Source organism: Aureimonas pseudogalii (assembly GCF_014196835.1).
Taxonomy (GTDB): domain Bacteria; phylum Pseudomonadota; class Alphaproteobacteria; order Rhizobiales; family Rhizobiaceae; genus Aureimonas; species Aureimonas pseudogalii.
The window spans coordinates 163,681-188,326 of record NZ_JACIEK010000001.1; the positions used below are offsets into that span (position 1 = coordinate 163,681).

Consider the following 24,646-nt stretch of genomic DNA (forward strand, 5'->3'; position numbering starts at 1 on the left):
TTAGCCACTGACTTCGAAACATCCCCCTCCAACTTAGAAGAGATCCTTGGATCCTTCTTTGTTGCTATTGGAAGGAGAAGAGACATTTGGAATGGTGCGGCTGGCTTCCCGTCGCGCGTCATCGTTAACAACCTCCGATTCTGATATAGCGTTCGCGAGGACTATTTGTTCCCGACTGACAAGGGAATCCAGAGCCGGGGCAGCAACAGGTCGTGCTTCTTTTCGGTTTTTTGCGATAGCGCTACCGTTCGCTTTGCGGTCCCCAAACATTCCAAAAACCCGGTTAAAGCTGCCCGGAGCCACGCCTTCATACTGAAGAAATTTTACCTTCCCACCTTCAGACTCAGACATAGTAATCGAGTCAGAGTGAAGTGTCAGTGCGAGGCTTTTTGGATATGGCTCTATATATAGAACTTTATCGATGCCGCTAGCAACTATATGCCTCGCGCAGCTGTGGCAAGGAAACGTAGTAGTGTATAATGAAGATCCAACTATTCCACCATTCCCTTGGCGAGCAACGGAGATAATAGCTTCCATTTCTGCATGTACGGCACGGGAAAATTCAATCAATGATTGAACTCCGCTTCTTTTTATATTTTCCTTTACATTTTCAGTATTTACTGACGAACCTAACCCTTTTGATATTTGCTCTATTATACCTATCTTATGCTTGTCGTTCCAGCATATTTTGTTTTTCCATTTGAAGCATCGGTGATCGCCCGAGCTATCATCAGAGTTATACGTTCCCCCACCAAACCTAGGGACGTCATTCGCCCCTCTGCCGATGACTTCCCCCGTAGCAGATATGATGACGGCCCCGACTTGACGTGACAAGCACGCGGACCCTAGCGCGGCACCTGCCGCCCCATGCATCGCAACTTCATCCTTGCTTGGCGTCTCAACAGATATACCGAAAATCAACCGCAGAAATCTATCTATTGAAGTAGATAGCTTTTCTTCATTCGGCTGATCATTTCGGATGAATACATCCGCACCGGACATTGTCTTTCGAACGGACTGGCCATGCTCCAATCCCTCATCAAAGTCCGCGCTCTTAATTTTCTCTACATAGGAACTACTTCCTAATGAGCTCTCAACTCTTTCGATACGAATCTTTTCAGGAGCAAACACACCCATAAGCCAAAAAGAGTCGCCATAAACCTCCCTTAAAAGTTCGACCTCCTCTGGGTGCTTCAAGGAGTCAACAATGGTACAGAGTCTACGATCGCGAGGAGTGTCATCACCCTCGCGACTCTTGTAAATTCTATCTACAGCGATGGATGAAAGGACGTGATTTCCGAATTTCTCTCGGAGTTGATTCCCTATTGCCTGCAGCTTTTCCACCCGACCGGGATCACCAGCATCGACAGTAGCAGTCCCAGAATAGGTTTGCATAATTTTACTAAGTTTTATATAATCGACTTCATAGCCATAATCTTCATTCAGTTTTTTACTAAGAATACTTGCAGTAGTCGTTGCACCCGACCCAACAGGTGCGACCATTCCAATTACTAGTTCTGCTGTTTTCCTCTCTGCCAGATTGAAAAATCGTTCTTCGCCCGCGTCCGAACTAGGAGCAGAACTAGGACGACGGCTGTAGAATTTTAGCTTCTCCGTAGCCGACGCCATTCCGCACTCCTTAGCTGTATGTCGCGAGCTTCCTTCAATTTGAAGACGTACGCAAGTCCTCGCCACCACGTATCACAGTCGGTTCAGGATGTGATATGAATGGGCTTAGGACCACGAGGTGGCAGCCTTCGCATTCACTCAATAATAAACGTTGTGCGACGGTAGAATCTCTTCTGCTCTTACCGATCCTATCACGCACTTTTTCGCTAAGGACCCAGGCTCTCGCGGTGGAAGGTGGAGGCGGTCGAGATATTTTACCGACATGACAGCGCTCAAGGAGACGCAATTTGATTATACCGGGCTTTCGAACTTCATAAAGCTTTGAATTTTTAATTGTTTGTATTTTTCAAGCGCTTAAGTAAGGAAATAACAGACTAAAATTCTTTATTTCTATGAATAATAAAGTATTTTATACTTAAACATCGTTGAAATATTATGACGCAGAGCCTATAGAATTTTTCCTACACGCCTTTCCTTGCCTGTGAATAGCTCTGCGTTCAAATGTAAACTAGCACTACCAGTTATACCCATCCCATTCCCCCCGCCGCTCTCGCCGATCCATCCGTCGATGATCTCGCTGGCGCTCCAGACGGCGCGCTTCACGCGGCGACAGGTGGCGGCGGTCGCGGTCGCGGCGGATGTCGCGGCGTTGGAGGTCGCGTGAGTTGGTGATGCCGCGGGCGGCGTTGGCGCGGGTCTGCATCTCGATCCGGTCGTTCAGCCGCTGCTCGGCGGCGTTGCGCGGCGCGGAGGGCAGCACCAGCGTCTGCGCGGCGGCCGGGAGCGAGGTGAGGGCCAGGAGGCCCGCCAGGGCGGGGATCAGGAAGCGCTTCATCGAATGGGGTCTCCGTTCACGGGGAAGGAAGGGAAGCCGGACGGCGGTGGGGCACCGAGCGGCTGGAGCCGGGCCGCGCGGCGCGTCTGGCGGGCGCGGGTGGTTTGCCCAGCCGCTCCGGGCGTGGGCCGTGGCAGTCCCCGGCGTCTCATGGGCCGGCCGGGGCGGGGAAACGGCGAAGGCGCGGACGCCATCGCCCGCGCCTTCGGTTCGCTCGAGGTGCCCGGCGGCTCGCGCCGGGCGCTCGGTCCTAGCGGTAGGTGCCGTAGCGCTCGCCGCGATGCTCGATCCGGCGCTCCATGCGGCGGTGGTCGCGCATGCGCTCAAGGCGGCGAGCCTCGCGCGGCGTCAGGTGGCGGCGGCCGTCGCGGCGATACTGGCGGCGCTCGCGCTCGATGCGGCGGGCCTCACGCGGCGAGATGTGGCGACGACCGTCGTCCCGGCTGATGCGCACGTCGCCGTCGCGGGTGATGCGCACGCTCTGCGCGGCGGCCGGCAGCGCGGTGGCGAGGAGCACGCCGGCAACGGCGAGGATCAGGGACTTCTTCATGCGGGGTTCCTCCTGGAATGCAGGACCGCAGTAAGCTCTTCGTGACCTGAATGGTTCCTGAACCACACCGTTCGCGTCACTTATGGTTTCGAAGGCCCGTCGTCGGTTTCCATGAGGCGTCGGCGCCATGCCGGGCGGCGGCGCGGGAGGTCGGCATGCGCCGGCGGTCTCGGGTGGTCCCCTCGCCGCTCGCGAGCCCGTCCGGTGAACGGGTGTTGGGTCGGCGGGTCCGCTTCCCGCTCTGAAACCACGGCTGCCGCGTCGCCCGCCTCTGCCGTTGCGGCGCCGGCGATCGACGATCGCACCCGGCCGGCTCGACCCGGCCCAGCCCCGTCCGGCGGCTTGCAGCCGACGCGGTGCGCTGAGGGATAGGCCTGCGGGACGCGCCCGTCGAGAGGCCGGTGGCGCGGTGGCCAGGCTCAGCGCGGCGGGGTGTTGAGGTCCGAGGTCGCGCGCTCGCGCCAGGTGTCGCCGGGCGTGATCGGCTTGTTGATCTCCGCGCAGCCGGCAAGCGTCAGGAGGGTGAGGACGAGGGCGATCGGCTTCATGCGGGGCGGCATCCGGGAGAGGAGGAATCGGACCGCCCGGCTGCGCCCGCTCGGCGGCGATTTGGTGGCGCCGCGCCGGCTTTCTCGCCCGCCGCCCTGCCCGCTCGACCGACCGCGCGCCCGACGCCGGCAAGGCTTCAGCCCTCGACGAGCACCTCGAACCCGCCGAAGACCATGCGCTTGCCGTCGAACACCATGTCCTCGCCGGGCTGCATGCGCGGGTCGGCCATGATCTTCGCCATGCCGGCGTCGCGCACCGCCTTCGAGGGCCATTCGATCCACGAGAACACCACGGTCTCGCCGGGCTGGAGCTTCACCGCCATCGGGAAGTCCGTCAGCTTGCCGTCGGGCACGTCGTCGCCCCAGCCCTCCACCATGCGCGTGGCGCCATGCTCGCGAAACAGCGGCGCCATCCGCTCGGCGAGAGCGCGGTAGTCCGCCTTTCGATCGGTGGGCACCGGCACCAGAAATCCGTCGACATAAGCCATGATCGTCTCTCCCTTCGCCGGTTCTCAGCTCTTCGCCCAGGCCGCCTGCGCGGCCTCGACATCCATCCACATCACCTCGAACACGTGGCCGTCGAGATCCTCGAAGGAGCGGCCATACATGAAGCCGTGGTCCTGCACCGGCGAGGGATCGGGCGCGCCGCCCGCCGCGACGGCGACCTGCGTGATCGCGTCCACCGCCTCGCGGCTCTCGCGCGACAGGCAGATCAGCATGCCCGTGGCGGCCCTGGCGTCGGCGATCGGCTTCGTCGTGAACTGGCGGAACTTCGCGTGCGTCAGCAGCATCACGAAGATCGTCTCGGAGAACACCATGCAGGCGGCGGTGTCGTCGGTGAACTGCGGGTTCACGGTCGCGCCGATCGCCTCGTAGAAGCGGATGGCGCGCGGCAGATCCGTCACCGGCAGGTTGATGAAGACGAGCTGTGGCATAGGGTCCTCCCGATCGTTCCCGTTGGACGAGGATGCCGCGTTGAGTTATCTTTTGCAACCATGAGGTCAGAAAAAATAACCAAAGAGCGGCGATCCTACGACGATGCCTGCGCCGCCGCCCATGCGCTGGATCTCGTGGGCGACCGCTGGGCGCTGCTGGTGATCCGCGAGCTGATGCTCGGCCCCCGCCGCTTCGCGGACCTGCGCGCCGGCCTGCCGGGCATCAGCGCCAACGTGCTGACGCAGCGGCTGGAGGAGCTGGAGCGGCACGCCATCCTGCGCCGCCACCGCCTGCCCCCGCCCGCGGCCGCGCAGGTCTACGCCCTCACCGAATGGGGGCTGGAGGCCGAACCGATCTTCCAGGCGCTCGGCCGCTGGGCCGCGCGCTCGCCGACCCACGACCCGACGCTCGCCTTCTCCGCCGCCTCGCTCGTCCTTTCGCTGCGCACCATGCTCGATCCCGCGAGAGCCGGCGGGCTTGACGCCTGGATCGGCCTCGACCTCGGCTCGGAGGCGATGCGCGGCCATCTGGCGGGCGGCATGCTGCAGTTCGAGCGCGGCGATCCCCGCCGGGCGGACGCGACCTTCATCGGCGCGCCGCCCGCCGTCGCCGCCGCGATCTACGGCGGCCAGCCGCTCGCGGCGCTGGAGGCCGCCGGCGCGCTGCGCCTCGCCGGCGACCGCGCGCTGGCGGCGCGCTTCGTCACCCTCTTCCCGCTGCCGCCCAAGGCCCCCTCGCCCCCGGAGACCGAACCCGCATGACCGCCGGCTTCCTCGACCGCACCCGCGCCGCCCGTCTGATGGAGGCCGCCGGGCTCGACGCCCTCTTGCTCTGCCGGCCCGACAGCCTGCGCCATGCCACCGGCGCCTTTCCCGGCGTCGCCACGCTGTTCGGGCGCGCGGGCGCCGCCTTCGCGCTGGTGCCGGCCGATCTGGCCGCGCCGATGGCCGCCGTCGTGGGCGATCTCGAGGCCGAGGGCTTTCGCACCGCGAGCGGTCTCGCCGACGTGCGGACCCATCCGATCTGGGTGGAGACGGCGCGCGCCATGTTCGACGAGACCGGCCGCCTCGACGCGCGGCGCACCTCGCTCGGGGATCGGGCGTCCGGCTTCGCCCGGCCCGAGACCTTCGACCCCGCGCTGGCACTGGCCGCGCTCCGCGATCTTCTCACCGAACGCGGCCTGTCGGGCGGGCGGCTCGGCCTCGAACTCGGCTTCGTCTCGGCAGCGGACCTCCGGCGCTTCGAGGCCGCGCTGCCGGGCGTCACCTTCGTGGATGCGACCGAGATCGCCGCGCGGCTTCGCATGGTGAAGCATCCGACCGAAATCGCCCATCTGCGCGAGGCCGCCGAACTCACCGTCGCCGGCCTCGCACGGCTCAGGAGCGAGCTGCGCGAAGGGCTGAGCGCGCCGGAGATCGCCGCGATCTGGCGAGGCGAGGTGGTGGCCGAGGCGCGGCGGCGCGATCTCCGGGAGCCGCTGTCGAGCTGGGCCTATGTCTCGGTCGGGCCGGACGGGTTCGCGCCCGGTGGCCCGGCGCGCCTCGGCGACATCGTCAAGATCGACGTCGGCGCCGTGGTCGCCGGCTACAGCGCCGACATGGCGCGCACGGCCGTGATCGGCCCAATGAGCGCCGCGCAGGCGCAGGTGCACGAGGCACTGCTCGGCGCGTTCGAGGCCGGTCTCGCGGCCCTCCGGCCCGGGCGTCCGCTGTGTGAGGCCCATCATGCCGCGACAAAGGCCATGCAGGCCGCCGGTTTCGAGGGCTTCTCGCGCGGCCATTTCGGTCACGGACTCGGCGCGGGCGTCTTCTCCGAGGAATGGCCGTTCATCTCCGCCGATTGCGAGGTCGAGGCGGAGCCCGGCATGATGCTGGCCTTCGAGACGCCCTATTACGTGCGCGGCCTCGGCGGCTTCATCATCGAGGATCAGTTCCTCGTGACGCCGGACGGTCTCGAATGCCTGTCGCCGTTGCCGCGCGGGCTCTGGGTGATCCCGCCCGGCTGAGCGCGGCGCCCTGTCCTTCTCCCGCCGCGCCGCGCTAGTCTCGTCATCTCGGTATGAGAGAAGGAGCCGGTGCGATGAGCCCTGAGCACGAGGAACCCCTCTGGAAGCACGATGGCGTGCGCGTCGTGCCCGGCGACCGGCTGGATCCCAACACGGCGCAGACGCCGGGCATGTTCCGGCAGGCGGCGATCGACCACGCCCGTGTCGGCGCCCAGAAGCTCTGGGCGGGCACGGTGCGGATCGAACCCGACGCCAAGACCGGCGTCCACCATCACGGCGCGCTCGAAAGCGTCATCTACGTGGTAAGCGGCCACGCGCGGATGCGCTGGGGCGAGCGGCTGGAATTCGTGGCGGAGGCGAGGGCCGGCGACTTCATCTTCATCCCGCCCTACGTGCCGCATCAGGAGATCAACGCCGACCCCGACCGGCCGCTGGAATGCGTGCTCGTGCGCTCCGACAACGAGGCGGTGGTGGTCGGTATCACCGACGTCGAGCCGGTCGAGAAGCCGGAGGCCGTGCACTGGGTGGATCCGATCCATCGCCACCCCTGAGCGCCCGGCGACGAGGGTCGTCACGGAATCGCTTGGGCGAGGCAACGCCCTGCGGCTTGCGGCGTTGGTCCGGCTTGGCATGCCCCGTCATCGAGGGGACCGTTCGAGGAGAGACACCATGGCGAATGTCGGCGAGATCGCGAAGCGGCACGGATTCAGCGAGGCGGCGGGCCAGGCCCTGGCGGACGCCCTGCGCTCGGGCGGCGGGCGGCAGGCGCAGTTCAACCATCCCGAGCTCGGCGGCATGGGGCAGTGGTCGCAGGGCGGCATGCTGATGATCGGCGAGATGAACAACGACGAGCTGAAAGGGCGCGTCGCGGCGCTTGCCCGCGACCTCGCCGAAGCCGGCGCCTCCGACGGCGGGAGTGCCAGGAATGCGCCTTCGAGCTCGAAGCAGGCCGCGAACGACGATCATGCGGGGGCATCCGGCGACTGGTGGCCGGGCGATCTCGGGCGTCCGGGTTCGAGCGGCTCGCAGAACGGCGTGCGCTACGCCGTCTTCCCCGACACGCACCGCCTCGCGATCGAGCGCGACGGGAAGATCACCGTGCACGACACCGGCGACCATCGGATCGGCGGCGTCTCGCAGCAGCAGGGCTCGTCATCGACGCTGCGCTTCACCAGCCAGTCCGGCGAAGTCGATCTCGCGGACCTTCCGAAGGTCTGATCTCGGCGGCGGAGCTCGATCGCGGGGGTGGCCGGTCAAGGCGTTCGATCGAGAAGGACGTCTTCGCGTCCCCTCTTGGAGCGAATCGAGAAAGCCGCCATACTCGCGAGCCCTCGTGGGAGCGAAGGTCACGGGCCTTTGGACCGCCGGCGTCTTCGGCTGCGGCCGGGAGGCGGCGACGCGGGTTTAAGGCTTTCGGCATGTTGCACCATCTAGGCGAGCGACTGGCAGATAGAGGCGGAGCCGCGGGTCCGCGCATCCTCATCTACAGCCACGACACGTTCGGGCTCGGCCATCTCCGGCGCTGCCGCGCCATCGCCAATCGTCTGGTGAAGGCGCGCAGCGACGTCTCGGTCGTCATCATCTCGGGTTCGCCGATCATCGGCTCCTTCGAGTTCGGCGACGGGGTGGACTACGTGCGCGTGCCCGGCGTGGTGAAGCTGCCGGACGGCAACTATACGACCTCCTCCCTCTCGCTCGATCTCGAGGAGACCGTGGCGATGCGCGAGGCCATCATCATGGCGACCGCGCGCACGCTGAAGCCCGACCTCCTCATCGTCGACAAGGAGCCCACGGGCTTTCGCGACGAGCTGCTGCCGGCGCTGGCGCTTCTGAAGGAGATGGGCACGCGCATCGTGCTCGGCGTGCGCGACGTCCTCGACGAGGCCGCGACGATCGTGCCGGAATGGGAGCGCAAGGGCGCGGTGGAAGCACTGAAGCGCTACTACGACCATGTCTGGGTCTACGGCCTGCCGGAGGTGCACGAGCCGCTGGCGGCCTTCCATCTGCCGGCCGAGATCGAGGACCGCATCCTCTACACCGGGTATCTGCGCCGCGAATTGCCGCCCAAGCCCCAGTCGACGCGCTATCCACGGCTGACGCGCGAGCCCTTCGTGCTGGTGACGACGGGCGGCGGGGGCGACGGCGAGGAGCTGATCGACTGGGTGCTCTCGGCCTACGAGGCCGACCCCTCGATCCCCGTCGGAGCCCTGCTCGTCTTCGGCCCCTTCGTGCACCGCGATCGGCGCGACAATTTCGTGGAGCGGATGGCCAGGCTGCCGAAGGTCGACGCCATCACCTTCGATGCCAAGATCGAGCACCTGATGAGCCGCTCCGAGGGCATCGTTGCGATGGGCGGCTACAACACGTTCTGCGAGATCCTCTCGCTCGACAAGCGCGCGCTCATCGTGCCCCGCCGCACGCCGCGGCTGGAGCAGGCGATCCGGGCCGAGCGCGCGGCGACGCTCGGCCTCGTCTCGACGCTCGACGGCGCCAATCTCGAGCCCGGCGCCCGCCGCGACCCGCAGGAGATGGCCGACGCCATCCGCAACCTGTCGCGGCGTCCGCTTCCCTCGCTCGCCTTCCCGCCGCGCCTCCTCGACGGGCTGGAAACGATCGAGACGGTGACGCGCGGCTGGTTCGAGGCGGTGCCGGTGCCGGCCGAGCGCTCGCCCGCGTGAACCCGCCCGCATCGGTCCGTTACGAAGGTCGCCAAGCCCCCGTCGCGATGGTGGTGAAGGGCTATCCACGCCTGTCGGAAACCTTCATCGCGCAGGAGATCCTGGCGCTCGAACGGGCGGGCCTGCCGATCGAGATCTGGTCGCTGCGCCGGCCAACGGACGGCGCGGTGCACGATCTGCACCGGCGCATCCGCGCCGAGATCCACTACCTGCCGGAATATCTCTATCAAGCGCCGATCCGCGTGCTGAAGGGACTGGCCTCTGCGATCCGGCAGCCCGGCTTCGCGGCGTTCCGCGCCCAGGCGTGGCGCGACCTGCGGCGAGACTTCAGCGCCAGCCGCGGCCGGCGCATCGGGCAGGCGCTGGTGCTGGCGCGCGAGCTCGATCCCGCGGTGCGGCACCTGCACGCCCATTTCCTGCACACGCCAGCCTCGGTCACGCGCTACGCAGCGCTGCTGCGCGGCGACGCCTTCACCTTCTCGGCCCATGCCAAGGACATCTGGACGACGCCGGACTGGGAGAAGCGCGAGAAGATCGCGGCCAGTCGCTGGGGCGTCACCTGCACGCGGACCGGGCTGGGCGAGTTGCGGCGTCTCTCGCCGGAGGCCGGGCCGGCCCGCGTCGATCTCGTCTATCACGGGCTCGACCTCGCCCGCTTCCCCCCAAGCCCCGAGCGTTTGGCCGCGCGGGACGGACGCGACGCCGGCGATCCCGTGCGCCTCGTCTCGGTCGGCCGAATGGTCGCAAAGAAGGGCTTCGACGACCTCCTCGCCGCCTTCGCCCGCCTGCCGGCCGATCTTCACTGGCACTGGACGCATGTCGGCGGCGGCGAGCTGAAGGCTGCGCTGCGCGCGCAGGCCGAGACGCTCGGCCTCATGGACCGCATCACGTGGCGGGGTGCCCTGCCGCAGGGAGAGGTGATCGAGGCACTGCGCGACGCCGACCTCTTCGTGCTGCCCTGCAAGGAGGGCGACGGCGGCGACCGCGACGGGCTGCCGAACGTCCTGATGGAGGCGGCGACGCAGGCCCTCGCCATCCTCTCGACGCGCTATGCCGGCGTGCCGGAGTTCATCGACGACGGACGCGAGGGCGTGCTCGTGCCGCCGGCCGATCCGGCGGCGCTCGCCGAAGCGCTCGCGACACTCGCCCGCGATCCCGCGCGGCGCCTGTCGCTCGGGCGCGCAGCGGAGGCGAAGGTGCGGGCGTCCTTCTCGTTCGAGGCGGGCATCCGCGATCTCGCGGACCGCTTCGACAGGGTGGCGCGCGAGACCGTGCTCAGGCCTTGACGACGCGGGTCATATCCGCGCCCGCCCTCGCGAAGACGTTGCGCGTGTCGATCGCCAGCCGGGCGTGCAGGGCCAGCGCGCGGTAGTCCACGGCGTCGTGATCGGTGGCGACGAGCACCGCGTCGTAGCCGGCGACGCGTTCGGGCTCCAGCGCCGCCGAGCGCCGGCCGGCCAGCGTCGGGTGCTCCCGCGTCTTCGGGATCACCGCCACGTGCGGGTCGTGGAAGTCGGCGCGCGCGCCCCGCCCCTCCAGAAGCTCGATCAGGCGGAACGAGGCGCTCTCGCGGGTGTCCTCGACGTTCTTCTTGTAGGCGATGCCGACGACGAGGATGCGCGCGCCGTTGAGCCCGCGACGGAAGCGCAGGTCGAGCGCCTCGGCGAGCCGGTCCACCACGTGGCGCGGCATCGCCGTGTTGATCTCGCCGGCGAGCTCGATGAAGCGCGTGGCGATGTCGAACTCGCGCGCCTTCCACGTCAGGTAGAAGGGGTCGATCGGGATGCAGTGCCCGCCGAGACCGGGGCCGGGATAGAAGGGCATGAAGCCGAAGGGCTTGGTCTTGGCGGCCTCGATCACCTCCCAGACGTCGATCCCCATCGCCTCGTAGATCACCTTCAGCTCGTTCACGAGGGCGATGTTGACGGAGCGGAAGATGTTTTCGGTGAGCTTCACGGCCTCGGCCACCGAGGGGCTGGCGACGGGCACGGTGCGCGCCATCGCCGCGCCGTAGAGGGCGTCGGCCAGCGCGAGCGCCGCCTCGCCGTCGCCGCCGACGATCTTCGGGATGTCGCGCGTGCCGAAATCGGCGTTGCCGGGGTCCTCGCGCTCTGGAGAGAAGGCGAGGAAGACGTCGCGTCCTGAAAGGAGGCCGGTCGCCTCGAGGATCGGCTTCACCACCTCCAGCGTCGTGCCGGGCCAGGTCGTGGATTCCAGCACCACGAGTTGCCCGGGCCGCAGCGCCGCGGCGATGACGCGCGTGGAGGCGACGACGTAGGAAAGATCGGGCTCGCGCTGGCGGGTCAGCGGCGTCGGCACGCAGACGAGGACGGCGTCGGCCTCGCCGAGCCGCGCAAAATCGGCGGTCGCCTCGAAGCGCCCGGCCGCCAGCGCCTCGCGGATCGGCTCGGCCGGGATGTGCTCGATGCCGCTCTCGCCGCGATTGAGCAACGCGACGCGGCGCTCGTCGATGTCGAAACCGAGGACGGGGAAGCCGGCGCGGCACATGGCGAGCGCCAACGGCAGACCGACATAGCCGAGCCCGATGATGCCGACGCGGGCACGCCGCTCCCCAATGGCGGCGAGAAGGGTCTCGATCGAGGGCGGCATCGGCGGATCCTTCGTCGGCAGGAAGCGGACGAGACCTAAGGCGCTTCGCCCGCCGGCGGAAGAGCGGAGGCCGGACCGAACAGGCGATCGGCGGCCGGCCGGTCCACGGCCGGGTGGGCGGCCAGCAGACGGACCAGCCGTTCCACGAAGCGCCAGAGCCGTTCGTCATGCACGAGATGATGGGTCAGGAGACCGATCGGCTCGCCGGACCCGAGGTCGCGCGTGAGCGTCTCGACCAGCGCGGCTTCGTCGGCCAGCCCGCCGCCGCCGCGCCAGTCGATGGGATCGCAATGCGTGTTGATGATCGCCAGCCCGTCGCGGTGCGAAGCGGCGCGCGGCTTGAAGGTCGAGAGACCCCGGAATCCGATCGCCGCGAGATGCGGTTCGAGCGCGTCGTCGACGCGGTTCCACGGCGGTACGAGAACGGCCAAGGCTTGGCGACCGAAGCGGTCCTGCTGATCAAGGAGGGCCTGGGCGAGATCGCGCGTCAGCGCGTCGATGGGGCGGTGGCCGAGTTCGCACTTCTTGGCGCCGGCCGGCGCCCGGTTTTCGTGGGCGAGGCCATGGACGAGGACGTGGACGCCCGGCTCGGCGGCGAGGCGTGTCGCCAGCGCATCGGTGGCGAGCCCTGGGCTCACGGCGAGCGCGAGCGGCATGCCGCTCGTGCGCGACAGCGCGATCAGCCGGTCGAGGGCCGGGGTCGGCTCGGCGGCGTCGTCGTCGCGCCACCAGAGCGTCGCGCGGCGTCCGGCGGCCTGGAGGTCGTCGAGGCACCGGGCCAGCGCGTCCCATGCCGCTTCCACGCGGCGACGCTCATGGGCCGCCTGCTCCACGGCCCGCACGGCGCGGGCTCCCCCGTCGAGGGAGGCCGACGCCACCGGGTGGGGCTTCGCCGCCTCGCGCGCGACGGCGTCGAGCAGCGCGGCGGGCGTGAGGTCGCGCTCGGGCAGCAGCGTCGCGCGTCGCGCCGCCGCCAGCCCTTCCGCGCGCAACCGCTGCTCCTGCTCGGCGCCCTGCTCGAAGGGCACGAGAACGGCCCGCGCGCCGGTGGCGGCGAGATCGAGCGCGGTGTTGTAGCCGGCCTGGCTGACGGAGACCTCGGCCGCCGCGAGCAGCCGGCGGAAGTCCGGCCGGGCCCGCTCGACGATGGCGTTCACTGCCCGCTCGCGAAGCATGTCGAAGGCGGACTCGGGCACGCCCTGCCCGACGAGGATGCGCCAATGGTGCGCCGACGTGTCGAGATCGGCGGCCCCCGCCGCGGCCTCGAACAAGGCCAGCCCGGCCGCGCTGCCGCCGCCGGAAACGACGATCTCGCCGCTCGATGTGGGGGCTGCGTCATCGGAGAGCGCGTCACCGCCGAGATAGCCGGTGTAGACGAGTTGGCGCTCCAGCGCCGTCCCCACGGGCCAGGACAGCGCCAGCGGCGCCGCGGCCTCGTCGCCGTGGACGAGCACGCCGTCGTAGAAGACGCGCAGGATCGCCTCGGCGTCGGCCGCCTTCTGCGGGCGCGAGGGCGGGTTCAGGATGTCGCGGATCGAGGCGAGGATCGCAGGGCGCGGCGTCCGCGCCGTGGCCGCGTCGAGGAGCGCCCGGAACTCGCCGCGCAGCGCCCGCCGGCCGAACGGATAGGTCTCGGTGATCACCACGTCCGGCGCCGCATGCTCGAAGGCCGCGAGCAGACGTCGGATGCGCTCGGCGCGCAGCGCATCGTCGATGGGCGTGCCGGCCTCGCTCAGGAGCCGGGTGAAGTCGGTGCCCTCGCAATGGACGGGGGGAAGCTGCACGAATTCGAGCCCGGCGGTGTCGACGAGGTCCGCCGGACGCCCGCCCGACACCAGCGTCACGCGGTGGCCGGCTCGCGCCAGCGCCCGGCCGAGCGCGGCGGAGCGCGTCAGGTGCCCGACGCCGAGGAGATGAGTGACGGTGATCAGGACCGACAGGCTCATGCCACCCACCTCGTCAGCGCCGGCCGCAACTGCGCGGCGGCGGCCTCCACCGTATGACGCGTGAGAACCCGTCGCCGCGCACCGATCCCCAGGCGTCGTCGCAGATCGTGGTCGCGCTGGAGCCTTGCCAGCGCCGCCGCGAAGGCCCGGGCATTGCCGGGCGCGACCAGCAGACCGCCGACCCGGTCGGCCACCACTGCTGGCACCCCGCCGAAGGCGCCGGCGACCGCGGGGCAGCCTTGGAGGGCGGCTTCGAGAAACGCCATGCCGAACGCCTCGTTGACGGCGGGCCAGGCGAGCACGTCCGCCCGCGCATAGAGATCCGCCAGGGTGCCGCGATCCTCGACGAGACCGTGGAAGCGGATGCGAGCGCCATGGGGCCGCAGCAGCGCTTCCACCTCGCCGCGAGCCGCACCGTCGCCGACCACGTCGAGCGACCAGTCGCCTTCGAGCGCCGCCAGCGCCGCGGCAAGGAGGCGATAGGAGGCCAGCTTGTCGCCCTGGCGCATCATCGCGACGGCGAGCATGCGGAACTGAGGTGTCCGCCCGTCGCGCACGTTCGGGGCCGGCCAGTCGGCGGCGTCGAGAAACGGCGCGAGAGGCAGGATGTCGGGCGCGCCCAGCTGGTCGAGCCCCGCCCGGTCCGCCGGGTTGAGGAGAACGTGCAGGTCGGCCCGCCGAAGCGCCGTCTCGCAGGCTTCGTGCCAGCGGCTCCACGGGCCGGCCGCGCGCTTGGCGGCGTGCGAACCCTCGGCCACGACATAGGGAATGCCGAGCGCCGCCGCGACGGGCGGGCCGAGGAAGTCCGGCGCCTTGTAGTAGACATGGTAGGTGAACCACAGGCGCGGCCGTTCAGCTTCGCCGCATTGCCGGAAGGTCACGATGAGGCGCTCGATCTCGTCTCGCGCCTGCCCAGCCAGCGCTGCCTGCAGCGGCGGCACGCCCACGCGATCGAACGACGAGAAGCGCGAGGCCAGCGACGCGGCGAACCCGGCACCGGCGAGCGCGCGCATCATCAGCCGCGCCATCTCGCGATCGCCGGAGGGAACGGGATCGTCGGGCGCCTTCAGCGGCGCGTAGAAGGCGACCGGCACAGCCATCTCCAGCGTTCGACCCTCCGCTCGCCCATCCTTGCGGCATCACCCGCGCCTCGCTCCGGAAGGCCGATGGTCGCCTCCGCGCGTACGCCCTCCATGGCCCTCGCGCAAGATCAGGGTCGCGCGGGGCCGCGATGGCCCCTCGCCCGCTGTGCAGGCCGCGGCGGCGCTGGTAAGGAAGGTCGGCGAGGAGTACCCAGCCGGCATCATGGCCACATCCCTCTACCGCTACGTCTGGAAACACACCCGCCGCCAGCAGATCTGGATGCTCGTGGTGGTGCTCCTGTCGATTCCGCCGCTCTTCTATTCGTTGAACATCCCGAAGCTCATCATCAACGGTCCGATCCAGGGCAGCGGCTTCGAGGCGGACGGCGCGACGCAGACCTATCTGCGCCTCGCGGTCCCGCTTTCCGACGGCTTGTTCGGAAGGTCGGAATGGGAGCTGTTCCATGGCATCGAGTTCGAGCGAATCGAGGCGCTGTTCGTGCTCTCGACGCTGTTCCTCGTGTTCGTCGTCATCAACGGCGCCTTCAAGTACTATCTCAACATCTATAAGGGGCGCCTCGGCGAGCGCATGCTGCGGCGCATGCGCTACGAGCTGGTGGACCGGCTCCTGCGCTTTCCCATGCGCCAGTTCCGGCGGCTGAGGCCCTCCGAGGTCGCCTCGATGGTGAAGGACGAGCTGGAGCCGATCGGCGGCTTCATCGGCGACGCCTTCGTGCAGCCGCTCTACCTGATGAGCCAGATCCTCACGGCGATGGTGTTCATCTTCGTGCAGAGCATGACGCTCGGGCTCGTCGCCTTCGGCGCGACGATCGTCCAGGTCGTGCTGATCCCGCGCATGCGGCGGCGCCTGCTGGTGCTCGGCCGCCAGCGCCAGCTCGCGGCGCGGCGCCTCGCCGGCAGCGTCGGCGAGATCATCGAGAGCATGCCCTCGATCCGCACCAACGACGCCTCGAACTACGTGCGGGCGAAGATCTCCCACGATCTCGGCGGCATCTTCCTCATCCGCTTCGACATCTACCAGTGGAAATTCCTGGTCAAGTTCCTCAACAACTTCTTGAGCCAGGCGACCCCGTTCATCTTCTACATGTTCGGCGGCTACTACGCGGTGACGGGCCATCTCGACATCGGAGAGCTGGTGGCGGTGATCGCGGCCTATCGTGAGCTGCCCTCGCCGCTCAAGGACCTCATCGACTGGGATCTGATGCGGCTCGACGTGAACGTGAAATACGATCAGGTCGCCGAGCAGTTCGACGTCGGCGACCTCGCCGACGAGAGCCGGCAGGCGCCGCTCGCGGCCGCCGTCCCGCCGCTCATTGGCGCCTTCGCGGCGCGGGGGCTGACGATCACCGACGAATCCGGGCTGAAGCTGGTCGACGACGTCAGCCTCGACCTGCCGCTCCGCCAAGCCGTCGCCGCGACGGGCCCGGTGGGCGACGGAGCGGAGCGCATCGCCGAGGCGCTGGCCTCGCTGCAGGTGCCGAGCTCGGGCGAGATCGCGCTGGCCGGCCATCCGCTGGCCTCCTACCCCGAGGCGGTGACGGGGCGGCGCCTCGCCTATGTGGACGCGGCGACCTTCTATCCGCAATCGACCCTGCGCGAGGCGCTGCTCTATCCGCTGATGCATCATCCGCAGGGCGGTACGACGGTGCGCGACGGCAAGAGCGAGCAGCTCGCGCGCATGGAGACGCTGGCCTCGGGCAACATCGCGCTCGACCCGCGCGACGACTGGGTGGATGCGGCGGCCATCGGCGGCACGACCCCGGCCGACCGGACGCGGGCGATCTCGGACGTGCTGCGGATCGTGCGCCTCGACCGCGACATCGCCCGGTTCGGCCTGCGCCAGCGCGCGCCCGCCGGGCTGACGGAGGACGTCGCCGGCCCGGTGCTCGCCGCGCGCCGCGCGTTTCGCGAGCGGCTGGTGCGCTCGGGAACGGCCGGAGACGTCGAGCCCTTCGATCCCGGGCGCTATCTCGCCAACGCCTCGATCATCGAGAACGTCGTCTTCGGAGCCTCCTATGCCGACGAGATCTCGGCGACGCGCCTGCTCGTGCGCGGCGACGCGCGGCGCGTGCTCGAACAGACCGGGCTCGGCGACGACCTCGCCGTGATCGGCCGATCGATCGCCGAGACGCTCGTCGAACTCTTCGGCGACATGGGCGAATCCAGCCCGCTGCTGCGCCGGCTCGACATCGTGCGCCCCGACGAGATCGACGATTTTCGCCAGCTGCTGGCGCGCTCGGGCTCGCGCGACGGCGAGCAGATGCGCGAGGACCGCAGCCGGCTGATCCGCCTGGCGCTGAACTACGTCGAGCCGCGCTACCGCCTCGGCCTGATCGACGACACGCTGCGGGCGCGCATCGTGGAGGCGCGCCGCCTCTTCCACGACCAGGCCTCGCGCGACGTGACCGAGGGCATCGTCTTCTACGACATCGAGCGCTTCAACCCGGCCGCCAACATCCAGGACAACGTGATCTTCGGGCGCCTCGCCCAGACCACCGCGAGCGCGGCCGACGCCATCGAGGACCATCTGACCGCGGCGATCGAGGACGCCGGTCTCGCGGGCATCGTGCAGGACCTCGCGCTCGACTTCGACATCGGCGCCGGCGCCAAGCGGCTGACGCTCGGCCAGCAGCAGAAACTCAGTCTTGCCCGGTCCATCCTCAAGGCGCCGGACTACCTGATCGCCAACCGCTGCCTCTCGGCGCTCGACGTGGAGACGCAGCGCGCCGTGATGGCCGCCACGCTGGAGCGGGGGCGCGATCCCTTGCGACCGTTCGGCAGTTTCTGGGTGCTCAGTTTCGAGCAGCATGCCGAACTGTTCGATCGGATCGTGCGTTTCGAACGCGGAGACGTCGCCGCGGACCATCTTGTTGCGCCGGCCGAACAACCGATATGATGCTGTTACGGAGATGGGCGATGACGGCGTCGATACACGGCATCGATCTTCGGGGAAGGCGGCTTCTGCCATGAGTCAACTGAGCCATGAAGTGGAACTGCTTCGACGCATCCCCTTATTCCAGGGGATCGAGCCGAAGAAGCTGAAGCTCATCGCCTTCAATTCCGATCTCGCGATGTTCGCTCCCGGCGACACGATCTTCCGCCAGGGCGACGTCGGCGACAGCGCCTATCTCATTCTCGCGGGCGAGGTGGCGGTTCTGGCGTCGTCGCCCATCGGCGAGATCGAGCTCGCGCGCCTCGGACCGAACGAGATCGTCGGCGAGATCGGCATTCTCTGCGACATGCCGCGCACCGCCACGGTGCGGTCGATGACCGCGCTGAAGACCCTTCGCATCTCGAAGGACTGCCTCGCCGAGATGCTCGACGCCTTTCCCGCCATGGCGCGCTCGATGCTGCGCGAGATGGCGCTTCGGCTCAGCCGCACCAATGCCGAGCTCGTGCTGTCGCGCTCGGGGAGCCATTCCCCTGTCTGACACGCCCGCCTTGCAGGACCGCGAATTGCAGCTCGTCGTGTGGGGAGCGCGCGGGTCGATCCCCAGCGCGCCGGACGATCCGTCGATCTTCGGGGCGCGCACCTCCTGCGTCGAGATCCGGGCCGGCGGGCGTCGGCTGGTCTTCGACGCGGGCTCGGGCATCGTCGAATTCGGCCTATCGCTTCTGGCCGACCCCGGCCGCGAGATCGACCTGTTTCTGTCGCATGCCCATTACGACCACATGATGGGCCTGCCCTACTTCGCGCCGCTCTACCATCCCGACTTCGCCGTGCGGCTTCATGCCGGGCACATGCTCGACGGCACCGACTGCGAATCGCTCGTCACCGCGTACATGAGCCCGCCGTTCCACCCGGTGACGCCGAAGGTCTTCCGCGCGGCGGTGGACTATCGCACCTTCACGCCGGGCGACGATCTTTCGCCCGCGCCTGGGCTCGGCGTCGCCACGCACCGGCTCAACCATCCCAACGGCGCCGTGGCCTACCGCGTCTCGTGGAACGGGCGCTCCATCGTCTACGCCACCGACACCGAGCACGAGCCGGGGGAGCCCGATCTCGCGCTGCGCCGATTCGTGGCGGGCGCCGACATTCTCGTCTACGACACGACCTTCACCGATGCGGAGATGGCGACCTTCCGCGGCTATGGGCATTCGTCGGTGGAAGAGGGCGTGCGGATCTGCCGGGATGTCGGGATCGCGCGCCTCGTGCTGTTCCACCATTCCCACAAGCGCACCGACGCGCAGCTGCTCGCGATCGAGGCGGGCGCGCAACGCCTATTTGCCGGCGCCGTCGCCGCCCGGCCGGGCCTCAGCCTCGTGGCGGGAGCCCCGCTCCCGTCGCAATCGAGGCTCAGGGAGCCCGCGTCGGCAGCGACGGAGTAGCAGGGTTTGAGCATTTCCACGGCCAAGATCCTCGAGATCGGCGACTGGCTTCTCGAAGAAGCGCTGAGCGACCAGAGCATCGAGGCGACGCTCGAGGCGCTGGTTCTGCGGCTGCGCAAGGTCGGCCTGCCCGTCGACCGGTGCCGCCTGTCCTGGCCGACGCTGCATCCGCTCTTCGAGGCCGAGACCGTTCTCTGGAACGCCGAGGACGGCATTTCCTCGATGCGCTTCGACCATCAGGATCGCGACAGCGACGACTGGCGGCAGAGCCCGGTGAAGTGGATGCTCGACCACGACACGACCTTCCTGCGGGCTCCGCTGGAGCGTCACCACGGGCCGCAGCGGTTTCCGCTGTTCGAGCAGTTGCGGGGCGAAGGCTACCGCGATCTCATCGCGCTGCGCACGCCGATGTTCTCCGACGTCTCGCTGCTGCGCCGGCCCGAGCAGGATTTCGGGCTCTACGTGACTTGGGCGACGAAGGCGCCCGGCGGATTCCACGACACGGTGGTCGACACCCTGCGCAGCCTGCAGCGCTACATGGCGCTCCTGTGCAAGCTGATGATCTATCCGCGCCTGATCTCCAACGTCGCGGAGACCTATCTCGGCCCGACCATCGCGCGCGAGGTGCTGGGTGGGCGCATCCGGCTGGGCAGCGGCAGCCACGTGCGCGCGCTCGTCTGGTATTCGGACCTGCGCGACTCGACGCGGCTCGCCGAGGAGCTGGAGGAGGAGCGCTACCTGACGCTCCTCAACGACTATTTCGACTGCACCGGGCGCGCCGTGGTGGAGGCCGGCGGCGAGATCCTCGCCTTCATCGGCGACGCCGTGATGGCGATCTTCCCGATGGCGGCCTCGTCGGACGCGGCGGCGGAAGGCGTGGTGGCGCGCCGTGCCGTGGCCGCGGCGCGCGCGGCCATCGACTGCGGCGATGCGGTGAACCTGCGACGTTCGCTCAACGGCGATCCCGGCATCGAGTTCGGCATCGGCATGTGCGTGGGCGAGGTGCGGCTCGGCAATATCGGCATTCCCCAGCGCCTGTCCTTCTCGGTGGTCGGCCCGAGCGCCAACGAAGTGGAGCGCATCGAGCGCATGACCAAGGAGCTCGGCGTGCCCGTGCTCGCGACGCAGGAGGTCATCGCACACGCAGCCGGCGACTGGACGCGGCTCGGCTCCTATCCGCTGCGCGGCATGCGCGAGCCCGTCGCGCTCTACGGGCTGACGGGCATGGAGCGCGCCGCCACCGCTGCCTGACGCCTCAGGTGGCGGCGAGCGGATCGAGCGCGTCGCGAAGGCCGTCGCCGAGGAACGAGAAGGCGAGCACGGTGAGCATCACCGGCAGCATCGGCAGCAGCAGCCAGGGGTAGAGCGCCACGGCCTCGATGTTCTGCGCCTCCGACAGCATGACGCCCCAGCTGGTGATGGGCGCGCGCAGGCCGAGGCCGAGGAACGAGAGCGCCGTCTCGGCGAGGATCATCGTCGGGATGGCCAGCGAGGCCGAGACGATGATGTGGCTCATGAAGTTCGGCAGGAGGTGGCGCGAGATGATGCGCGCGTCGCTCGCTCCCATCATCTCGGCGGCCCGGCAGAAATCCTCCTCGCGAAGGCTGAGGAGCTTGGAGCGCACGGCGCGCGCCAGGCCCGGCCATTCGAGGAGAGCGAGGATCGCGGTGATGCAGAAATAGACGAGGATCGGGCTCATCGTCACCGGGAGCGCCGCCGAGAGCGCCAGCCAGAGCGGCAGCTGCGGCAGCGAGCGGAGCACCTCGGTCACCCGCTGCAGCCAGTAGTCGGCCCAGCCGCCGCGATAGCCGGCGATGCCGCCGAGCATGAGGCCGAGAATCAGCGAGAGCGTGACCCCGACGAGGCCGACGGTGAGCGAGATGCGGGCGCCGTGGACGAGCCGCGAGAAAATGTCCCGTCCCAGCCGGTCCGTGCCGAGGAAATAGGCCGTGCCCCCGTCCGGCGGGCAGACGAGATGGAAGTCGGCTTCCACCAGCCCCCAGAACCGATAGGGTTCGCCGCGACAGAAGAAGCGCAGCGGCATCGGCTTCGAGCGGTCGGGCTCGTAGGTCCGCTCCAGCGTATCCATGTCGAGCCGGCCGGTGAACGGATAGACGAAGGGGCCGACGAAACTGCCCTCGTGGAGGAGATGCACGCGCTGCGGCGGCATGAAGATGTGCTGCGTGTCGCGCGTCGCGACGCCCTTCGGCGCCACGATCTCGGCGAAGACGACGCAGAGATAGGCGAGCGCCAGGAAGCCGAGCGCCACGACGGCGAGCCGATGCCGGCGGAACCTCCACCAGAAGAGGCGGCGCTGGGAAGCGTCGAGATATGCGGTGGAAACCGACGACAGCTCGGCCGTCGTGCGGCCGGGATCGAAGGGCTTGGACGAGACCCAGTGTTCGCTCGCTCCGCTCATCGCCGCTTGCCTCCCGCCAGGCGCACGCGTGGATCGACCAGCGCCAGGACGATGTCGGAGACGAGCATGCCGAGCACCGTGAGCACCGCCAGGAACATGAGGAACGAGCCCGCCAGATACATATCCTGGCTGCGTAGCGAGGAGAGCAGCATCGGCCCGGTGGTCGGCAGCGACATGATGACCGAAATGATGACGGAGCCCGACACGACCTGCGGCAGCAGGTCGCCGATGTCGGACACGAACGGGTTGAGCGCCGAACGCAGCGCGTATTTGCGGATGATGCGCCCCTCCGGCAGGCCGCGCGCGCGCGCCGCCACGACATAGGGCTTGCGCAATTCGTCGAGGAGATTGGCGCGCAGTCGCTGGATCATCGCCGCCGTGCCCGACAGGCCGATGACGACGACGGGCACGATCAGATGGGCGAGCAGCGACGTCGCCTTGGCGAGAGACCAGCCCTCGCCGATATAGGCGGGGTCCATCAGCCCGCCGATCGAGACGCCGAAGACGGCGTTGGAGAGGTAGAGGAGGATCAGCGCCAGAAGGAAGTTCGGCGTCGCGAGGCCGAGATAGCCGAGCAGCGTCAGGCCATGGTCGGCCGCACTGTGCTGGCGGGCGGCGACGTAAAGTCCGACGGGGAAGGCCACGAGGTAGATGAAGAACACCGTCGCGAAATTGAGGAGGAGCGTGAAGAACAGCCGGTCGCCGACCACCTCCGAAACGGGCCGCTGATACTCGAACGAATAGCCGAAATCCCCTGTCGCGAACCCGGTGACCCAGTCGACATACTGGGCAGGCAGCGAGCGGTCGAGCCCGTACATCTCGCGCAGGAACGCCACCTTCTCCTCGACGTTCGTCTCGCCCTCGGCCTGAAGCTCCTCGATGTAGCTGGTGAGATAGTCGCCGGGCGGCAGCTGGATGATGGTGAAGACGAGGACGCTGATGACGGCCAGCGTCGAGAGCATGGTGAGGAGCCGGACGGCGAGGTAGCGCAGCATGTCGGTCAGTTCGGCTCCACGAGGGCCTGCCGGTCTTCCTCGAAGAAGAACGTGTCGGGCCGGTACATGCCGAACAGCGCGCCGGGCTCCCAGTTGTAGACGCCCTCGCGTGGCAGGTTGCGCAGGCGTCGCGAGGCGACGACGATCTGGTCGACGCCCGCCACGAGGCCGATGCGGGGCGTCTCGTCGGCGTTGATCGTGAGCATCCGCCCCCAGATCGCCGTGCGCTCGCCCTCGTCCAGCGTGGCGCGCCAGCGGCGGTTGAGGTCGAGGAGTTCTCGGGCGAAGGGCAGCGTCGGCTCGGCGCCGAGCTTGCCGCCGCTCTCCACATGCAGGCCCCAGGCCGGCCAGGAGGCCTGCGCGGAATCGGTCGGCGCCAGCTCGGCAGGGCTGTCGGCGGGGCGCGCGATGCCATTTTCGAGGCCGGGCGCCACCGACATCAGCGTCGAGCCGGCGGCGAGGCGCGAGCCGAGCGTGTCCTTCTCCACCGTCTTCAGCACGAGGCCGATGCCGACGCGGCGCCAGTCCTCGGCGACGAGCTGCAGCACGTCCACCTGCTCGCCCTCCTCGCCGCCGACCTCCACCACGATGTTGGCGGCGCGCCCGTCCGGCAGCAGGCGGATGCCGCCGGAATCGCGCTTCTGCAGGCCGAGCCCGTCGAGCAGCGCGCCGGCGGCGGCGGGATCGTAGGTCGCCCAGCGCTGCGCGAGCTCTGGCGTCCAGAGCGGCGAGGCCGGCAGCACCGTGTCGTTGGTCGGCCGCGCGAGCCCGTAGTAGATGGCCTGGTTGATGTCCTCGCGGTTGATCGCCATCGACAGGGCGCGTCGGAAGTCGGCGGTCTGGAACAGCGCGCGCCACACCTCGTCGCGGGCGTTGAGGTCGGGATAGAGCACCACCCGGTTGCCGCGCCCGCTCTTCCAGCGCAGCACGTCGTAGTTCCAGCGGTCCGCCGCACGCTTCACGAAGGCGTAGTTGCCGAAGGTCATGTAGTTGGCCTGCAGATCGGCGGCGCCGGCACCCACCATCGCGGGAATGAGACCGGGGCTGGCGATCGCCATCGCCACCTCGTCGATATAGGGAAGCTGGCGGCCCGCCTCATCGACCCGGTGGAAATAGGGGTTGCGGCGGAAGACGAAGCGGTCGGCCGGCGGCGCGGTCGCGAGCACCCAGGGCTGGAGCGACGGCAGCTCGACGCTCGTGTTCTTGTAGGACTGGTCCATCTTAAAGTGCAGCGCCACCCAGTTGCGCTGCCCTTCCGCTGCGACGCGCGCTTCGAGTGCGGCGGGGTCGGCGTATTTCTGGTGGAACTGCTTGAGGTAGTGGGCGGGACGAAAGATCTCGAGCGCCAGCGAACGGGCCATGGCCGGCAGGAAGAACGGGTTGGGCTTCGCCCATTCGTAGCGGATCGTCACCTCGTCGGGAAAGGTGACGGTCGGCCCCTCCCCGTCCACGAGAAGCTCGCGCGGCAGGCCGTTCTTGCCGAGCTTCGGATCGTTGACGACGTCTTCCCAATAGTAGCGGAAATCCTCGGCCGTGAAGGGCGCGCCGTCCGACCATTTGTGGCCGCGGCGGAGATGAATGGTGAAGATGCGGCCGTCCTCGACGTCGACGGCGCGGGCGAGATCGGGCTCGATGCGCCCGCCCGGCGTGGTGCCGACGAGCCGGGCATATCCGAACACGACCATGCGGCGGGTGTCGCGCGCCTGCGCCTCGATCACCCGCAGCGAGCCGCCGTAGCGGCCGGGCACGCGGCCGGTGGCGGGCATGTTCACCACCAGCGGCTCGGCCGGCAGGCGCTCGGCCATGGGCGCCAGCTTGCCGGCCGCGACGTCGGCCGCCAGCGCCGGCGGCTCGTCCACGGCAAAGGCGGCACCCGAGCCGGCGAGCGCGACGAGGAGAGCGACCATCGCCCGGACGCACCAGCGGACGGCAAAGTCTCGGGCGAAGCGGCGGATCGACGGCATCGGGCACTCCGGGGCACGGACTGGCGCTGAGGTGGCCTCGGCAAACATCTGTTTCTGCACGCCGTTCGCCCCTGACAAACGCTCGCACGCGCGGCCTGA

The 24,646-nt window shown here is 68.4% G+C and carries 22 protein-coding genes; 10 read left to right on the plus strand and 12 right to left on the minus strand.

Annotated features, from left to right (window positions below):
• Window positions 1–33 precede the first annotated feature (33 nt).
• The 6 genes from GGR04_RS00840 to GGR04_RS00860 all read right to left on the minus strand — a co-directional run bounded on the left by GGR04_RS00840 (window position 34) and on the right by GGR04_RS00860 (window position 4,497).
• The gene (locus GGR04_RS00840) at window positions 34–1,629 is read right to left on the minus strand and encodes an anti-phage dCTP deaminase (RefSeq protein WP_183196909.1); all 1,596 of its coding nucleotides are present in this window, start codon (window positions 1,627–1,629) and stop codon (window positions 34–36) included.
• A 514-nt stretch (window positions 1,630–2,143) separates the two neighbouring features.
• Window positions 2,144–2,464: a hypothetical protein gene (locus GGR04_RS00845; RefSeq protein ID WP_183196910.1), complete on the minus strand. Its 321-nt coding sequence runs from the start codon at window positions 2,462–2,464 to the stop codon at window positions 2,144–2,146.
• Window positions 2,465–2,714: 250 nt separating this feature from the next.
• The gene (locus GGR04_RS00850; protein WP_183196912.1) at window positions 2,715–3,014 is read right to left on the minus strand and encodes a hypothetical protein; all 300 of its coding nucleotides are present in this window, start codon (window positions 3,012–3,014) and stop codon (window positions 2,715–2,717) included.
• 419 nt (window positions 3,015–3,433) lie between these two features.
• Complete coding sequence (locus tag GGR04_RS24210; RefSeq protein ID WP_281383016.1) at window positions 3,434–3,562, minus strand: hypothetical protein; 129 nt, start codon at window positions 3,560–3,562, stop codon at window positions 3,434–3,436.
• A 137-nt stretch (window positions 3,563–3,699) separates the two neighbouring features.
• Window positions 3,700–4,050 (minus strand): DUF1428 domain-containing protein, encoded by a 351-nt coding sequence (locus tag GGR04_RS00855; RefSeq protein ID WP_183196914.1) that lies wholly within the window; start codon window positions 4,048–4,050, stop codon window positions 3,700–3,702.
• A 24-nt stretch (window positions 4,051–4,074) separates the two neighbouring features.
• Window positions 4,075–4,497, minus strand: a complete 423-nt coding sequence (locus GGR04_RS00860) for a VOC family protein (protein WP_183196916.1) — start codon at window positions 4,495–4,497, stop codon at window positions 4,075–4,077.
• A gap of 60 nt (window positions 4,498–4,557) precedes the next feature.
• Between GGR04_RS00860 and GGR04_RS00865 the strand changes: the two genes are divergently transcribed.
• The 6 genes from GGR04_RS00865 to GGR04_RS00890 all read left to right on the plus strand — a co-directional run bounded on the left by GGR04_RS00865 (window position 4,558) and on the right by GGR04_RS00890 (window position 10,467).
• The gene (locus GGR04_RS00865; protein ID WP_183196918.1) at window positions 4,558–5,259 is read left to right on the plus strand and encodes a winged helix-turn-helix transcriptional regulator; all 702 of its coding nucleotides are present in this window, start codon (window positions 4,558–4,560) and stop codon (window positions 5,257–5,259) included.
• Window positions 5,256–6,503 carry a M24 family metallopeptidase gene (locus tag GGR04_RS00870; protein ID WP_183196921.1) on the plus strand — a complete coding sequence of 416 codons (1,248 nt, stop codon included), beginning with the start codon at window positions 5,256–5,258 and terminating at the stop codon, window positions 6,501–6,503. Before GGR04_RS00865 ends, GGR04_RS00870 begins: the two co-directional genes overlap by 4 nt.
• A gap of 74 nt (window positions 6,504–6,577) precedes the next feature.
• On the plus strand, window positions 6,578–7,054 hold the full coding sequence (locus GGR04_RS00875) for a cupin domain-containing protein (protein WP_246392591.1): 477 nt from the start codon (window positions 6,578–6,580) through the stop codon (window positions 7,052–7,054).
• Window positions 7,055–7,172: 118 nt separating this feature from the next.
• Window positions 7,173–7,721 carry an SHOCT domain-containing protein gene (locus GGR04_RS00880; protein WP_183196925.1) on the plus strand — a complete coding sequence of 183 codons (549 nt, stop codon included), beginning with the start codon at window positions 7,173–7,175 and terminating at the stop codon, window positions 7,719–7,721.
• A gap of 200 nt (window positions 7,722–7,921) precedes the next feature.
• Entirely contained in the window at window positions 7,922–9,181 is a 1,260-nt protein-coding gene (locus tag GGR04_RS00885; RefSeq protein WP_183196926.1) for a glycosyltransferase family protein, read from the plus strand.
• 47 nt (window positions 9,182–9,228) lie between these two features.
• Window positions 9,229–10,467, plus strand: coding sequence for a glycosyltransferase (locus GGR04_RS00890; protein WP_183198959.1), 1,239 nt, complete (start codon window positions 9,229–9,231; stop codon window positions 10,465–10,467).
• Here the strand turns inward: GGR04_RS00890 and GGR04_RS00895 are convergent.
• From GGR04_RS00895 to GGR04_RS00905, 3 genes are read right to left on the minus strand one after another with little or no spacing between them, the layout of a single operon-like run.
• Entirely contained in the window at window positions 10,457–11,791 is a 1,335-nt protein-coding gene (locus GGR04_RS00895) for a nucleotide sugar dehydrogenase (RefSeq protein ID WP_183196928.1), read from the minus strand. The genes GGR04_RS00890 and GGR04_RS00895 overlap by 11 nt on opposite strands.
• 35 nt (window positions 11,792–11,826) lie before the next feature.
• On the minus strand, window positions 11,827–13,737 hold the full coding sequence (locus GGR04_RS00900; protein WP_183196930.1) for a glycosyltransferase: 1,911 nt from the start codon (window positions 13,735–13,737) through the stop codon (window positions 11,827–11,829).
• Entirely contained in the window at window positions 13,734–14,837 is a 1,104-nt protein-coding gene (locus GGR04_RS00905) for a glycosyltransferase family 4 protein (RefSeq protein WP_183196932.1), read from the minus strand. Before GGR04_RS00905 ends, GGR04_RS00900 begins: the two co-directional genes overlap by 4 nt.
• Window positions 14,838–15,042: 205 nt before the next feature.
• Between GGR04_RS00905 and GGR04_RS00910 the strand changes: the two genes are divergently transcribed.
• From GGR04_RS00910 to GGR04_RS00925, 4 genes are all read left to right on the plus strand, one after another.
• The gene (locus GGR04_RS00910) at window positions 15,043–17,736 is read left to right on the plus strand and encodes an ABC transporter transmembrane domain-containing protein (RefSeq protein ID WP_183196935.1); all 2,694 of its coding nucleotides are present in this window, start codon (window positions 15,043–15,045) and stop codon (window positions 17,734–17,736) included.
• Window positions 17,737–17,806: 70 nt separating this feature from the next.
• Window positions 17,807–18,271, plus strand: a complete 465-nt coding sequence (locus GGR04_RS00915) for a cyclic nucleotide-binding domain-containing protein (RefSeq protein WP_183196937.1) — start codon at window positions 17,807–17,809, stop codon at window positions 18,269–18,271.
• Between the two features lie 25 nt (window positions 18,272–18,296).
• On the plus strand, window positions 18,297–19,169 hold the full coding sequence (locus tag GGR04_RS00920; protein WP_183196939.1) for an MBL fold metallo-hydrolase: 873 nt from the start codon (window positions 18,297–18,299) through the stop codon (window positions 19,167–19,169).
• A 6-nt stretch (window positions 19,170–19,175) separates the two neighbouring features.
• A complete protein-coding gene (locus tag GGR04_RS00925) occupies window positions 19,176–20,420 on the plus strand; it encodes an adenylate/guanylate cyclase domain-containing protein (RefSeq protein ID WP_183196941.1) in 1,245 nt (414 codons plus the stop codon).
• Between the two features lie 4 nt (window positions 20,421–20,424).
• Here the strand turns inward: GGR04_RS00925 and GGR04_RS00930 are convergent, their stop codons facing one another.
• The 3 genes from GGR04_RS00930 to GGR04_RS00940 are packed head-to-tail and all read right to left on the minus strand — an operon-like array spanning window position 20,425 to window position 24,547.
• Window positions 20,425–21,588, minus strand: a complete 1,164-nt coding sequence (locus GGR04_RS00930) for an ABC transporter permease (RefSeq protein ID WP_183196943.1) — start codon at window positions 21,586–21,588, stop codon at window positions 20,425–20,427.
• Entirely contained in the window at window positions 21,585–22,583 is a 999-nt protein-coding gene (locus tag GGR04_RS00935) for an ABC transporter permease (RefSeq protein WP_183196945.1), read from the minus strand. The genes GGR04_RS00930 and GGR04_RS00935 overlap by 4 nt, the downstream gene beginning before the upstream one ends.
• A gap of 5 nt (window positions 22,584–22,588) precedes the next feature.
• Window positions 22,589–24,547 (minus strand): ABC transporter substrate-binding protein, encoded by a 1,959-nt coding sequence (locus GGR04_RS00940; RefSeq protein WP_183196947.1) that lies wholly within the window; start codon window positions 24,545–24,547, stop codon window positions 22,589–22,591.
• Window positions 24,548–24,646 lie beyond the last annotated feature (99 nt).